11 protein-coding genes are annotated in these 14282 nt (G+C 61.7%); 8 read left to right on the forward strand and 3 right to left on the reverse strand.

What is annotated here, in order from left to right; genetic code table 11:
• Positions 1 to 49 precede the first annotated feature (49 nt).
• The 4 genes from ACW4E8_RS17090 to ACW4E8_RS17105 are packed head-to-tail and all read left to right on the forward strand — an operon-like array spanning position 50 to position 4288.
• On the forward strand, positions 50 to 472 hold the full coding sequence (locus tag ACW4E8_RS17090) for a DoxX family protein (protein ID WP_456805581.1): 423 nt from the start codon (positions 50 to 52) through the stop codon (positions 470 to 472).
• A 12-nt stretch (positions 473 to 484) separates the two neighbouring features.
• Positions 485 to 754 carry a 4Fe-4S dicluster domain-containing protein gene (locus ACW4E8_RS17095; RefSeq protein ID WP_456805582.1) on the forward strand — a complete coding sequence of 90 codons (270 nt, stop codon included), beginning with the start codon at positions 485 to 487 and terminating at the stop codon, positions 752 to 754.
• Positions 751 to 2118 carry an FAD-dependent oxidoreductase gene (locus tag ACW4E8_RS17100; RefSeq protein ID WP_456805583.1) on the forward strand — a complete coding sequence of 456 codons (1368 nt, stop codon included), beginning with the start codon at positions 751 to 753 and terminating at the stop codon, positions 2116 to 2118. The genes ACW4E8_RS17095 and ACW4E8_RS17100 overlap by 4 nt, the downstream gene beginning before the upstream one ends.
• A gap of 31 nt (positions 2119 to 2149) precedes the next feature.
• Positions 2150 to 4288 carry a molybdopterin-containing oxidoreductase family protein gene (locus ACW4E8_RS17105; RefSeq protein WP_456805584.1) on the forward strand — a complete coding sequence of 713 codons (2139 nt, stop codon included), beginning with the start codon at positions 2150 to 2152 and terminating at the stop codon, positions 4286 to 4288.
• 86 nt (positions 4289 to 4374) lie between these two features.
• Here the strand turns inward: ACW4E8_RS17105 and ACW4E8_RS17110 are convergent, their stop codons facing one another.
• A complete protein-coding gene (locus tag ACW4E8_RS17110; RefSeq protein WP_456805585.1) occupies positions 4375 to 4836 on the reverse strand; it encodes a hypothetical protein in 462 nt (153 codons plus the stop codon).
• Positions 4837 to 5774: 938 nt separating this feature from the next.
• Here ACW4E8_RS17110 and ACW4E8_RS17115 point away from each other — a divergent pair.
• The 4 genes from ACW4E8_RS17115 (at position 5775) to ACW4E8_RS17130 (ending at position 11341) form a co-directional block, all read left to right on the forward strand.
• The gene (locus tag ACW4E8_RS17115) at positions 5775 to 7478 is read left to right on the forward strand and encodes a DUF1302 domain-containing protein (protein WP_456805586.1); all 1704 of its coding nucleotides are present in this window, start codon (positions 5775 to 5777) and stop codon (positions 7476 to 7478) included.
• Positions 7479 to 7642: 164 nt separating this feature from the next.
• Positions 7643 to 8491: a pirin family protein gene (locus ACW4E8_RS17120; RefSeq protein ID WP_456805587.1), complete on the forward strand. Its 849-nt coding sequence runs from the start codon at positions 7643 to 7645 to the stop codon at positions 8489 to 8491.
• A gap of 131 nt (positions 8492 to 8622) precedes the next feature.
• Positions 8623 to 9699, forward strand: coding sequence for a mandelate racemase/muconate lactonizing enzyme family protein (locus ACW4E8_RS17125; protein WP_456805588.1), 1077 nt, complete (start codon positions 8623 to 8625; stop codon positions 9697 to 9699).
• Positions 9700 to 9742: 43 nt separating this feature from the next.
• Entirely contained in the window at positions 9743 to 11341 is a 1599-nt protein-coding gene (locus tag ACW4E8_RS17130) for a fatty acid--CoA ligase (protein WP_456805589.1), read from the forward strand.
• A gap of 239 nt (positions 11342 to 11580) precedes the next feature.
• Here ACW4E8_RS17130 and ACW4E8_RS17135 read toward each other — a convergent pair whose 3' ends face one another.
• Positions 11581 to 12468, reverse strand: a complete 888-nt coding sequence (locus ACW4E8_RS17135) for a VOC family protein (RefSeq protein WP_456805590.1) — start codon at positions 12466 to 12468, stop codon at positions 11581 to 11583.
• A gap of 79 nt (positions 12469 to 12547) precedes the next feature.
• Positions 12548 to 14227: a long-chain fatty acid--CoA ligase gene (locus ACW4E8_RS17140; RefSeq protein ID WP_456805591.1), complete on the reverse strand. Its 1680-nt coding sequence runs from the start codon at positions 14225 to 14227 to the stop codon at positions 12548 to 12550.
• Positions 14228 to 14282: the final 55 nt, after the last annotated feature.

Consider the following 14282-nt stretch of genomic DNA (forward strand, 5'->3'; position numbering starts at 1 on the left):
GCATTACCGTCGGTCGCACTACCAACACTCACTATTGTTAGGCATCGCCATGAAATCGAACTTCACGCATACCCAGCATGCCGCAGCGTTGATCGGCCGCGTTCTGCTGGCAACGGTTTTCATTGTCAGCGGGGTTGGCAAGGTGGCCGCTCCGGGGGCAACCATCGGATACATCACTTCGGTGGGATTCCCGGCCCCCGTGACCAGTTGCATCGTCGCAGCGGCGCTCGAGATCGGTGGCGGCCTGCTGCTGGTCGTGGGCTACCAGACGCGGGTGGTGGCCTCGCTGCTGGCGGCGTACTCGATCCTTACCGCCCTGGTCTTCCATCATGCGTTCGGCGACCAGAACCAGGTGTTTCACTTCCTGAAGAACCTTGCCATGGCCGGCGGCCTGATCCAGGTTCTGGCTTTCGGTGCCAGCGGATTCAGCTTCGATAGCCGCCGCCAGTCCACAAAAGTCCCCGCTGCATAGGGGGACGCAGCAATGGCTCATGTGATAGCGGCACCATGCGTGGCGGACTATTCGTGTGTGGAGATCTGCCCGGTCGGCTGCATCAGCCCGCGCGCCGAACACCAGGATTTCGACGATGCGGAGCAGCTGTACATCAACCCGGATGTCTGCATCGATTGTGGCGCCTGCGTCGAGGCCTGCCCGGTATCGGCGATCTATGAAGCCGGCTGTCTGCCGGAGAAATGGCGGCACTACGCGCAGATCAACAAGGACTACTTTCACGCAAGGAGCGACAAGGCATGACGTTGCCGCTGAGAGTTGCGATCGTCGGCGCCGGTCCCGCTGCGATGTATGCGGCCGGGCATCTCCTCGAGACCAGCGGGCTTGCACCCGAGATCGATGTCTTCGAGCGGCTGCCTAACCCGTGGGGCCTCGTCCGCGCGGGCGTCGCGCCGGATCATCCTGAAAAGAAGTGGGTGGTCGACCGTCTCTTCGAGTTCCATTTGAGCGACCCGCGCGTACGCTTCTTCGGCAATGTCGAGATCGGCACCGATATTGGCCACGCGGAGCTTGCCGCGTGGTACGACGCGCTCATCTATGCCGTTGGCGCGAGCAGTGACACGCGCATGGGTATTCCGGGGGAGTCGTTGCCGGGCTGTTGGGCCGCGCGGGAGTTCGTGGGCTTCTATAACGGTCATCCGGACTACCGGCAGCACGGCTTCGACCTCTCCTGCGAACGGGCGGTGGTCGTCGGAAACGGCAATGTCGCGCTGGATGTGGCGCGCATACTGACGACGCCGGTGACGGAACTGGAGCGCACGGACATTGCCGATCATGCGCTGGATGTCCTGCGTCGGAGCCGCATTCGCGAGGTGGTGGTGCTGGGTCGGCGCAGTCTTCTGCAGGGCGCTTTCAACAATCCCGAGCTCGAGGAGTTGGCGCATCTGGAGGGTGTGGACGTGGTCGTGGAGGGGGACACGCTGCCTGGCGAAGACGAGCGGTTCGCGGAGCGTTTGCCCTGGGACGCCCGGCGCAAGGTGGACACGCTCAGACGGCTCGCTAGCAGGCCTTCCCATTCGCGGAACAAGCGCATCGTGCTGCGCTTCCTGACGTCGCCGGTCGAATTACGAGGCAGTGCGAAGGTTGAACAGGTTGTGGTCGGCTGCAATCGCCTGGAGCGGGACGAAGGTGGAACCCTGATTGCGAAATCCACGGGGGAGACATCGGTCCTGGATGCCGGCCTGGTGCTGCGGGCGATCGGTTATCGAGGCGCGCCTTTTCCGGGGTTGCCGTTCGATGAGCGCGGCGGCGTCATCCGCAACGTCGACGGGCGCGTGGTCGATGAAAACGGATGGATGCCCGGTACCTATGTCACCGGCTGGATCAAGCGCGGTTGCCGCGGCATCATCGGCAGCAACAAAAAGTGCGCGCGAGCGACGGTGGACAGTCTGATTGAAGATGCCCGAAGCAATCGGCTGCCGTGGACGAGTCTCGACAAGGGGAGGGTATTGACGCTCGTCAGAAGCAGGAAGCCGGAGGTGGTGCTACGTGCGGACTGGCTTGCCATCGACCGTGCGGAGAGGGATGCGGGCCGTGACGCGAATCGGCCGCGCATCAAGATGACCGACGTCGCGAGCATGCTGGCATGCGTGGCTGCGGCGCGCTGATCTCGCAACCGACAGCAAGGGAGAAGACGTCTTGGCGCATACGAAACCGACATTTTGTCGCATCTGCGATCCGCATTGCCCGTTGCAGGCCGAGTTCGACGATCGCGGAAAAGTGATCCGCCTGACGCCCGACGCTGGCCATCCGAGCGGCGGCAAGGCGTGCCACAAGGGGTTGTCCTACCTGGACGTGCATAACCATACCGACCGTCTGAACTGGCCGCAAAAACGCGCCAATCCGCGCACCGAAGTGCGCGGCGAATTCATGGAAACGGATTGGGACGCTGCGATGACCGACATCGGCGTGCGCCTGAGATCCGTGCTGGACCGGTACGGGCCGGACTCTGTCGCTGTGTACATGGGCAATCCGTGGTCGTTCGACACGTCGGCGTTTCTCACGCTCGGCCAGTTCCAGGACGCGCTGGGCACCCGGATGCGCTTCAGCGCTAACTCGCAGGATACGGCGAACAAGTTCGTCGTGGCGGGCGAGGTCTATGGCTCGCCGATGTCGTTGATGGTGCCCGACATTCACCATACCGACTATCTGCTTTGCCTTGGATCGAACCCCAAGGTCTCGCGTTGGGTGCTGTTCTCGACACCGAACGACGGCGGCGAGGCGCTCAGGCAGATTGTCCGCAGGGGTGGCAAGGTGCGCTTCGTCAATCCGAGAAAGATCGAGTCTTCCACCGTCGAAACCGGGCCCACGCTGCGTATCAAGCCCGGCACGGACGTCTACTTCCTTGCCGCGTTGCTGCATGAAATCGACCGGCGTGGCGGCGTGGATGCGTCGGTAGTGGCCCGCTACGGCAAGCATGTCGACGGGTTGCTGCGCTTTTGCCGGGAGTATCCCGCACACAAGGTCGCGCCGGTGATCGGCCTCGATGCGAAGGTGGTGGAGGAGGTGGCCAACGAGATCCTCGCGGCCCGATCCGCGGCCGTCCATATGGCCACCGGTCTCAATCAGAGCCAGCAGGGCGTCCTGTGCTATTGGCTGGCGGAAATGATCAATTTCGTCACGGGAAATCTCGGGCGGCTCGGCGGCACGCACAAGCCGAACGGACTGATGGATTACTTTCCGCCGTGTGCGCCATCGCGGCCATTACGCACGTCGATTGGGACCTTCAGTGTGCCGGAGCCGATGGGACACGTGGTATTGCCGGCAGCGTTGCTGCCAGCGTTCGTGGAAAGCGGCGACGTGCGCGCGCTTGTCGTGCTGGGTGGCAATCCGCTGATCACGGTGGGCGGCGGCGAGCAGCTGAGGGAAGCCAGCAAAAAGCTGGACATCATGGTGAGCGTTGACATCTTTCGCAATGCGACCGGGGAGATGGCCGACTATGTCCTGCCAGCAACCGACTGGCTCGAGCGCAAGGATATCAACCTGCTGGCGAGCGGCATGCAGGCCGTTCCCTATGTTCAGTACACCGATGCCATGGAGCAGCCGTCCGGAGGCCGCCGCAGTGCATGGTGGATCCTGGCCAGAATCGCGCAGGCAATGGGGCTGCCATCGCCACTCGACGATCACCCTGACGCGAGCGATGGGGAGCACGAGATCAGCGCCATGCTGGCGGCCAGAAATCTCTCGATCGACTTGCTGCGGACGAAGCCGGCGCATACGGAATCGTTCCCACAGGAAGATCGGGCGGCGTTGTACGGGCGCTGTCTGCAGCATGAAGACCTGAAGATCGATTGCTTCCCCGAGGCGTTCGCGCGCGCAGGCCTCATCGACCGCTGTCACGCGTTCTTTGCCGAGCGCACCGGGGAGCCCGGCGATACGTTGAGGCTCATCTCTTTGCGCACGCCCTACATGCAGAACAGCTGGCTGGCAAACTCGGAACGATTCAGGCGTGGCCGCCAGAGCATCAACCCGTTGAATATCTGCGAAGAAGATGCGGCGGCACGAGGCCTGCACAACGGCGACACGGTCCGTGTGTTCAATCAGTATGGAAGCATCGAAACGCGGGTGCTGATCAACAATGACCTGAGGACGGGAGCGGTGGCAATGACGCACGGCTACGGGCATCACCGCGCATATGGGTTGACGGTGGCGTCACGTAGGCCTGGCGCCAATTGCAATGCATTGATGCCAACGCACGCGGACACGGTCGAGCCGTTGAGCCATATGTCGTGGTTGTCAGGCGTGCCTGTGGAAGTCGAGAGGATCGAGGTGTCGTGAGCTTGCCGGTAGCGTGCCGGCTGCGTGCCAGCCGGTTCGGTTGCGGGAGGGCTGAGGGGAGCCCTCAGCCTGCCCAGCCCTTTACGTCACGCGCGCCTGATTGCCCCGCAGAAGATATTCCGGAATCCATCCTCCGGACCGGTGCGCACGACGACGGCGTGGTTGTTTTCAAGCAGCGCCGGAAGTGACACCGGAAGCGACTTTCTTAATGTCCATGGTACGTCCGCTGAAGGTGCCAGAAGTACCGTGCGATTCATTTCGAATGCAGGCTTCGCCGCAAGGCTGGTACATGAACCAGGGTAGATATAGGAATGGAGGGCCGGCGGCAGGGCCACATCGTCCGGTACGTTGCTGACAAAGATGGAAATCCGCGTCCGGTCACCCTGGGGTATCAGGGTGGCTTGTCCGACTCGCCCAAGGTTGCCTGACAGTGCAACCAGGGTAATGGTCACGATCCCGCGGCTGTCCTTCTGTTCGACGGGTACGGATCCGCAGCCAGCGATACATCCAGCCGCGGCTGCGATAGCAAGCCAGGAATTTTTATTCATTTGGGGCCTCCGTCTGGAAACTGCATGTGAGAGCGACCCCCCGGTAGGAATATAGGTCGTGCCACATGGTCTGGACAGTGATGGACCCACTGCCACGGCAGATTTACCGTTGGTGCCGTTTGGACCGCGTGGGCCTTGGGGAACCCGGGCAGGGATCCTTCCGGCCATACGCTCCTGAATCCACCGCGGCGTCGGTCCCTGCCAAGAGCGCTCCCTCCTGCCCCACGCCCTGTCGCCTGGTTGCCAAGTCAAAGGATTGTGACGTGTCGTGTGCCAATGCCATGGCGACGGACGTGCGCAAGATGCGCATGCGGGACGGCGGGAGTTCCTCGTATTGGGCGTGAAAAATACACGCAGCATGTGCTGCATGACATTTATCAAAATCGTCCCTTCCGCCGATGAATGAATAGTAAGAAGTTCCATAATGGATACTGACCAGACCAACACTGGTCAGGACTACCAGGTTGGCGCTATTCCATAAATATATGGAAAAAAAGCACAACATTAATTGGCTGTCCATGACGATGCCATTGGCTAAAGAAATTATTTTGCGCAGATGCTGAAGGTGGATATTTTCTCACGTCGGGGATCAGTCTGAGTTGGGCAAGTGCCATTGCGCTTGACAGAAAGTGCAGCTGGCCGCTGAACGATGGGATGGGAGGAGGCAATGATGCGACCCGCGATTGTGATTGGCGTGCTCGCCGCCATAGGTCTGGCAGTCCTGGCCTTTGCCTGGCATGAAAGCGAACAGACCAGGGAGCAAGCGAATGAGGTGGGGTGCGTTCGGTATGGCGGGGGGTGCATGTACCCGACGTTCCCTGCGGGGGGCGGCTTCCGTTTGTTTCCCTGAATTCCTCGTCTTGCGGTATCAGCTGGGACCCGGTCTCGCCCGGGTGCAGGGCTACATCTAAAAAACAAACAGGGCTGAGGAGATCGATGTGAAACAGACGGGCAGGAAGTTCGAAGCAAGCGTGCGGGCAAGTATTCGAGCAATGGCATGCGCGGGACTGGTGCTTGCAGGATCCAAGCCAGCGTATGCGTTTGATTTCAACCTGGGGCCTGATATCGACGGGCGCTGGGACAACACCATTCAGTATGTGGGCGGAATGCGCGTACGTGGCATTGATCCCGGCATTGGCAACAATCCCGTTTTCAACCAATCAGACTACAAGTTCAGTCACGCCGGCAGCATCGTCACCAGCCGTCTGTCGGATCTTACGGAGCTCAATCTTTCGTACCGAAAGAGCTATGGAATCCGGGCAAGTGCCTCACTCTTCAAGGACTTTGCCTACACCGATTCGGTGAATTTCAACCCGGGTTTCGCTGCGCCCGGGGTGCCGTACTCGGCGCTCGGATCGTATGATGGCAATCATTACTCTTCGTACACACGTGATCGCTACGTGAAAGGCGTCCAGTTGCTCGACGCCTTTGCCTACGGAAACTTCGAGGTTGGCGGCCATACGCCGTCGGTCAAGGTTGGACGGCTCGCGGCCGTCTGGGGCCCGGCAATCTTCTTCGGTGACCAGAGCATCAGTTACGCCCAGAACGCGGTTGACGGGATCAAGGGGTCCGCGGCACCAGGTTCGACGCTGAAGGAACTGGCACTGCCGCGGGGGCAGCTCTATGTCGAGACCGACGTCACACCGCAACTATCGTTGTCCGCGCAGTATTTCTTCGAGTTCGAGCACAATCGCTTGCCGGAGGGCGGAACCTACCTGGGGATTTCCGATTTCCTGTTCAATGGCCCGAACAAACTCCTGGGCGCAGTTCCTCGCGGAGCAGACCTCAAGCCAAAGAATGCGAATAACAATTTTGGTGTCCGGGCGTCCTGGTCTCCGGACTTCCTGGCGGGTGGCAACATCGGCTTTCACTATCGACGGCTCGATGAGGCTCAGCCATGGGTGCTCTTTGGTGCGGATCCCGCCACTGGAGCGCCGAACTATCACTTGTCCTACAACCAGGGGGCGCAGCTTTTCGGCATCAGCGCGGAAGCTGGCCTCGGCATTGTCAGTTCCGGCTTCGAGATCTCATACCGGCACAACACCGCCCTGAACTCGGCCGCAGGTCCGCTACCGGCTGATTCCTCCGGCAGATACGGCGCTCGCGGCGATACGGTCAACGTGATTGCCAACCTGCTCACGCCTCTAAAGAAAACGCCGCTCTATGATGCGGGTACGCTCGCGGCCGAAGTGGCCTTTACCCGTAGAGTGGGCTCCATCAGCAATGCCGCGCTCTATAACGGTACCGGCAACCCGCTGGCCTGCAGTTCGGGCAGTAAATGGGATGGCTGCGCGACAGACAGTTCGGTCGTTGCCGCGCTGCAGTTCGATCCGAAATGGCTGCAGGTGTTTCCGGGCGTGGACATCGATATGCCGATGTTTGTCATGTACGGGATCTATGGGAACACGCCAACCCTGGCCACGACGGTAGCGAATCAGGGATCGCTGATCTATACGATCGGGGTGCACGCGGTGGTCCACAACAGATACAACATCACACTGCAATACAACGGCTATCGCAGTCATACCCGGGGGACCACCAGATTCGCACCAGGCGGCCCGTCCTTCTACGCCGGCGGGAACGGGGCGTTCATGTGGAATGACAAGCCGTGGGTATCCCTGACGCTGCAGACCACCTTCTGATCCGCGTAATGAGGGCGGGTGCACAACACCCGCCTGGAAAGTTGTTGCCGCATGATTGTGCTGATTCTTGGATGAATGAAATCCAGGCAAGCCGGCTAGTCGCAGATAACGGCACTGAATAAGATCTCCTCACTATCTGGATTCTCTAGTTGAAGGAGCAAATCATGATCCTATCCCAGTCGGCTGGCGAAGTGGCTTCGACGCGCCGCGTCGTGCTCCGTACCCGCGGTAACCAGCATGGGCCGGTAACACGATTGATGAGCCCTTCAGACCTTGGAGAGCTGATACGACCCTTTATCTTCCTCGATCTTATCGACCGGCGCCGCACGTCACCGGCTGGCTTCGGATTGCATCCGCATTCAGGTATTGCGACCCTTACCTGGATCATGGAGGGCAGCGTCGGCTACGAAGATACCCTGGGCCGTACGGGACAAATCTCCGAGCGTGGTGTGGAGTGGATGCATGCCGGTGCAGGCGCCTGGCACGGCGGTGATTTTGGCAAATCAGAACGCCTGCGCGGGTTTCAGCTCTGGATTGCATTGCCGCCGGACGCGGAACTGGGACAGGCCGAGAGTATCTATCTGGAACCTGACGTCATCGAGAGCGATGGTCCCGTGACAGTGCTGCTGGGAAGTTATGGGTCAGCCAGGAGCGCAATTCAGGCACCGTCGCCCATTAACTACCTTTCCGTAAAGCTAAAAGCCGGGGAACATTGGCGGTATCAGCCGCCGCAACGGCAGACAGTGGGGTGGATGGCTGTCAGTGTGGGCAAACTGTTCACGCCGGAGGCGGTGCATGCCGGGGAACTCGCGATTTTCGATGAGTCGGACGGTTTCATCGACTTCCATGCGGAGACGGACACCGAATTCGTACTCGCCTCGGCCGTCAAGCACCCGCACGATCTGGTCCTCGGCTACTACTCGGTGCATACGAGTGCCGCCGCATTGCGCGCGGGCGAGGCAAGGATACGGGAGATCGGAGCGAAACTGCGCGAGCAAGGGCGGTTGCGCTAGCTGAATCCTTGCCGAGCGGCGCCTGCGTGGTTCCGCGTCCCGGCAATCGCTGCATGCCGGATGTCTGAGCCGGCGGCCGGCCTGTCGGCCGCCGCCAGGCCTTCTTGCCACCCGAAGTCCGGAGAGTCCCTGTGAAGATTACCCGCGTCGATGTCATCCCTACAGTTGTTCCGCAGAAGTTCGGTCGCCACGAGGGCCGGCTGCCGGTCGTGGTGGTCCGGATCCAGACGGATGCCGGAGTGGACGGCATTGGCCATACCTTCAGCCTGAACCCGGAGTTCCAGCGTTCGCTGACGGCATTGGTTCGCGAACTCGGCGACCTGATCGTCGGAGAGGACCCTAGGCGCATCGAACACATTTTCGGACGACTGATCTATCCGGCCAACTTCATCGGACCCGGCGGTCTCCTGAATATCGGCGTGACAGCGATCGACATCGCGCTGTGGGACATCTTGGGAAAGGATACTGGCCAGCCGCTATGGCGTTTGCTCGGCGGATTCTCCGACCATGTAAGGACGTACCAAAGCAACCTCGCCCTGGCAAGCAAGCCCGATGTCCTGCAGCGGCAGGCGGCGGATCTGGTTGCGCAAGGCCACCGGGCCGTCAAGATGAGACCGCATGGGGAGCGGGACGCGCGCGTGGGGGATCTCGTTGCACGAGTGCGGGCCATTCGCGAGGCGATTGGATACGAGGTTGACCTGATGTATGACGTCAACCAGACCTGGAGCGTTTCCAGGGCGATCAGGGTTGGACGCGCGCTGGAGGAGTTCGAGCTCTTCTGGCTGGAGGACCCGACCGCGATGCATGACATTGAGGGGCAGGCAGAGATCGCGAGAGCCCTGGACATGCCGATCTGCGCCGGGGAGTACCACTACAATCCGGTGTCCCTGCTGCGGTTGCTGAAGTCTCGCGCGGTGGACTACCTCATGATCGACATGTGCCGGATGGGAGGGATCACCCAGTTCCGGAAGGCCGCGGCGCTGGCCGAGTCCTTCGGCGTACCGGTGGCGAGTCATCTGATCCCGGAGGTCTTTGCACACTGCATTGCGGCGGTTCCCAACGGCCTGATCGCGGAATGGATGGAGTGGTCATCCGTTCTATTCGATGGCTTGCCGGTCCTGGCGGACGGAGCGCTGCATCTCAGCGAACGTCCCGGGCACGGTCTCACATTGCTTGAAGATGTCGTGCAGAAGTACCGGGTCGGCTAGCCGGCAAGTCCGCGAGAGTGTTTGAGAGCCCATGGAGAAGTGTGTGAGCATCCCCTTCAGTCTGATGAACATTGACCAGATGACGACGCTGGCCGAGATTTGCCGGCTACACGCCCTTCAGCGGCCGCACTCGATGGCGCTGTCATTCGAGGGGCGCGAAACGACTTACGCGCAGTTCCATTCCCGTACGAACCAGGTGGCTAATGCACTGACTGGCGCAGGCCTGCGCCATGGGCAGCGAATTGCCTACCTCGGCAAGAACTGCGACCGCTACTTCGAGATCGTGTTCGGAGCCGCGAAGGCAGGGGTGGTGACGACACCGGTCGGCTGGCGCCTCGCTCCTGCGGAGGCCGCTTTCATCATTGAGAACTGCGGGGCCCGCGTGGTATTCGTGGGCCCGGAGGCCTCTGCTCAGGTCGATGCGGCACTTGATGGACTGCCCGGCCGGCCCCTGGTGATTGCGATAGATGGCGCGCCTGCCAAAGGTGCGATACCCCTTGACGCCTGGCTGGCCGCCGCGAGCCAGCAAAGTCCTGAAGTGTCGGTTAGCCCGGAGGATGTCATCCTGCAGCTGTACACCTCCGGTACGACGGGCCGGCCCAAGGGCGTGATGCTGACTCACGAGAACGTACTGGCCAAACAGCGCGATGCGTGCAAAGCGCAGATGTCATGGCACAAGTGGAGTCATGACGACGTCAGCCTGGTAGCCATGCCGGTCGGGCATGCGGGGGGCAGCCTGTGGGGAATACAAGGACTCCTGTATGGAGCGAAGGGCGTGGTCGTGCGCGAGTTCGATCCGCTGAAGGTGCTGGACCTTGTCGAGCGTAAAGGCATCTCGAAGATGTTTATGGTGCCGACTGCGTTGCAGATCGTCGCGCGCCAGCCACGTAGCCGCGAGATCGACTACCGCAGGTTGAAGTACATCCTCTATGGCGCCTCGCCAATGCCGATTGACTTGCTGCGCGAGTGCATGGAAGTGTTCGGTTGTGGCTTCTGCCAGCAGTACGGGATGACGGAGACCGCGGGAGCGATCGTCTATCTGCCGCCGGAGGACCATCATCCCGACAGCAAGCGGATGCGCGCAGCCGGCATTCCGTTGCCGGGTGTCGAGATCAGGATTGTCGATGCACGGGGCGAGAGCCTGCCGCCGTATGCGGTCGGCGAAGTCGTGACACGGTCGAGCGGCAACATGGCCGGCTACTGGCAGATGCCCGGCGAGACACGAGCTGCATTGGATTCGGATGGATGGCTGCAGACCGGTGACGCCGGCTACCTGGACGAGGATGGGTATCTCTACATCCACGACCGGGTCAAGGACATGATCATCTCGGGGGCGGAGAACATCTATCCTGCCGAAGTGGAAAACGCGATCTATGGGCATGCCAGCGTTGCGGAAGTGGCGGTGATCGGCGTGCCGGACCAGAAGTGGGGCGAGGCGGTCAAGGCTGTCGTCGTGCTCAAGCCTGGCGCGGCCGCGGACGTCGAGGACATCCTGTCATTCACGCGTGCCAGGATCGCTGCGTTCAAGCTTCCGAAGAGCATCGACTTTGTCGAATCCCTTCCGCGCAATGCGGCGGGGAAGGTTCTTCGCCGTCAACTTCGCGAACCGTACTGGGCCGGCCTCGAACGAAAGGTTAACTGACCCCCCGGACCAACCCACCAGTCGCTGCCGCCGATCCGCGGCGGCGTGCACTTCCCGCTCATATCAGTACGTGTGTGCCTGTGAACGCCCGTTCGCGGGCAACGGACCCAGCGGCATCACCCGGCGGAACCAACTATCCGGGACACCGATGCCGGCTGATGTCCACCGCATCCTTCCTCCGGGCCTTGCCCGGCATCCGGCGTTGCGGTGGATCTTCAAGCGCGCCCGGTACCGCGCTGTCAGCCGAGGAGCGACGGGTCGAGCAGTTCGTGCCCCCAGGTGTCGCCACGGGGGTTGTACTCGGATTGCTCGAGCGCAAGGCCGCCGCCCCAGCCATATTCACAGAAGAACCCCGAGGGCGTCTGCATGTAGAAGGAGACCATCTTGTCGTTCTGGTGGCAGCCCAGCCCCATCAGAATAGGCACCTTGTGCTCTTTCGCGAGCTCATAAGCCAGGCCTACATCGTCGAGCGTATCCACTTCGACCATGAAATGCTGGACGCGCTTGCTGAAGCCCGGGATACCAAACGCAATAGAGTGGCCGCGCGCGTTGCAATGCATGAACATCGGCGCGATCTGGTGTCCACCCATCTTCAGCCGCGCCTCGACGCTGCCTTTCATGCCGAGGGCTTCCCGATAGAAGCGCTCGGAGGCTGCCATGCCCGTCTCGCGAATGATCATGTGGCCCAGGCCATGCGCGCCGGCAACGAATTTGCCGTGCATGCCGCGGCCGGGGTGGAAGGGCGCGTGACGATCAACCTGCGGGCCATGGAACAGCTCCAGGGGCAAGCCCGCGGGATCCTGCAGCTTGAGCATCTCCAGCACATGGCGCGCCTCGGCCTCGGCCGCGGAGGCGACCTCGAAGGCAACACCGAGAGCGGTAAGCTGTTGCTGCATCGCCCAGAAATCCTCCGGGCCAGACAGCCGGAAGCCGGCGTAGCGCAAGTCGTCGGACGTGCCCTCGTGCAGCACGAATCGCTGATGCCAGTAGTCCAGCCTGAGCCTGGTGCCGTCGGGCTCGGCAATGCTTTCCATGCCCAGGATTTGCGTGGCGTACGCCTGCCAGGCGCCGAGATCGCTCACATCGAAACCGATGTAGCCCAGTTCCGTAACACTAACCTTGTTCATCCTTTGTCCTCTGTTGATGTTCGACGCACTCGGGGGGGGGGAATTCCTCCGGAATCCATGCCTGTTGGCCGCTCTGGCTTTACGGTGTCTGGCGATGTTCCCGGGGGGGCTGCCTGTCGGGGGCGGAGGCGCGCAGTATGTGTGCGCGATATCGCTCCCGCAGCTTGTTCTTCATCAGCTCGCCCGCGGCTGTCCGGGGCAGTTCTTCAACGAAGATGACGTCATCCGGGATCCACCACTTCGCAACCCTCGACCGGAGGTGGGCCAGCAAGTCCTCACGGGTGACGTCCGTGCCGCCGCGCTTGACGATGATGAGCAGGGGGCGCTCCTGCCACTTCGGGTGCGAGGCGCCGATGATCGCGGCTTCCGCCACCGCCGGATGCGTGCAGGCTGCGTTCTCGAGGTCGACCGACGAGATCCATTCGCCGCCGGAGCGGATGATGTCGGTGGTTCGGCCAACGAACTGGACGTAGCCGTCAGGATCAATGCTTGCCACATCGCCGGTCGCCAGCCAGCCGCCGGCGTCGAGCGCGGATCCCGGCTCATAGGGGAAATAGCCGCTCGAGATCCATGGGCCGCGCGCATACAGCTGGCCGAAGCACTGCCCGTCCCACGGCAAGGCCCTGCTGTCATCGTCGACGATCTTGAGCTCGACACCCCACAGTCCACGGCCCTGTTTCATCTTCACGGCCGCCTGCGCGGTCCCGGACAGGCTGGCGTGCCTGGGTAAGAGCTTGCCGGCCGTACCGATCGCGCTCGTTTCTGCCGTTCCCCAGAACTGTTGTACTTCCACACCGAGGTCGTGCTCCAGGCGTTCGAGCAACTTCCGCGGCGTTGCCGCGCCGCCCATACAGATGCGGTCCAGGGCAAGCGAGCGTGCGTCGATCCCTCGGTTCGCGTCGAGATAGTCGCAAAGCCTCAGCCAGACGGATGGCTCGGACTGGCAGAAGGTCACCTTCTCGTCTCGCAGCAACCGGTAAAGGCTTTCACCGTCGAGCTGCGGGCCCGCGAGTACCAGGCGCGCTCCGGTCATGGCGGCACAGTACGGTATGCCACACGCGTTGGCATGAAACATCGGCGTGGCGAGTAGCAGCGTATCCGCGGAGTGGATGCGCAATGTGTCCGTGCCGAGACGGACCAGCGCGCTGAGCACCGTCGACCGGTGCGAGTAGACAACGCCTTTGAGATTGCCGCTCGTACACGGTGTGTAGCACAGCGTGGCCGCGCTGTTCTCTTCGAACAGTGGCCACGTGTAGTCGGCACTGTGGCTGTCGAGCAGATCCTCGTAGCAGATCAGGTTCGGGATGCCAATGGCAGGCATGTGCCTTCGGTCGGTCATGGCAACGAAAGTCCCGACGCGCTTCAGGCGCGGCGCCAGCATCCGCATGACTGTTGAGAAGCGAGGCTCGAAAAAAACTACCTTGGCGACCGCATGGTTGACGACGTACTCAATCTGCTCGGCCGGCAGGTGCGGGTCCACGGTGTGCAATACCGCTCCTGCACCCGACACCGCGTAGTACAGGGTGAGATGGCGATGGGTATTCCACGCCAGCGTGGCGACGCGATCTCCCGGACGCACGCCGAGACTCTGGATCGCATTCGCGGCCTGCTTTGCGCGCTGATGCAACTCGCCATAGCGAGTCAGGAGGACTGCGCCATCCGCCATTCGCGAGACGATTTCGCGATCTGCGTGGTATGTCGCTGCGTGCTCGAGCAATGACGAGATCATCAATGGTCGCGTTTGCATCAGTCCCAGCATCGACACTTCCTCCATGGCTCGTGCACAAGCACTTGTCAGCCGCATCACGTCTTTT

This window comes from Cupriavidus sp. CP313, assembly GCF_054072015.1.

Bases quoted from the DNA above. Each gene is read 5' to 3' on its own strand.
- ACW4E8_RS17090 (WP_456805581.1), top strand. From the start codon at position 50: ATGAAATCGAACTTCACGCATACCCAGCATGCCGCAGCGTTGATCGGC.
- ACW4E8_RS17095 (WP_456805582.1), top strand. From the start codon at position 485: ATGGCTCATGTGATAGCGGCACCATGCGTGGCGGACTATTCGTGTGTG.
- ACW4E8_RS17100 (WP_456805583.1), top strand. From the start codon at position 751: ATGACGTTGCCGCTGAGAGTTGCGATCGTCGGCGCCGGTCCCGCTGCG.
- ACW4E8_RS17110 (WP_456805585.1), bottom strand. From the start codon at position 4,836: ATGAATAAAAATTCCTGGCTTGCTATCGCAGCCGCGGCTGGATGTATC.
- ACW4E8_RS17120 (WP_456805587.1), top strand. From the start codon at position 7,643: ATGATCCTATCCCAGTCGGCTGGCGAAGTGGCTTCGACGCGCCGCGTC.
- ACW4E8_RS17135 (WP_456805590.1), bottom strand. From the start codon at position 12,468: ATGAACAAGGTTAGTGTTACGGAACTGGGCTACATCGGTTTCGATGTG.
- ACW4E8_RS17140 (WP_456805591.1), bottom strand. From the start codon at position 14,227: ATGCTGGGACTGATGCAAACGCGACCATTGATGATCTCGTCATTGCTC.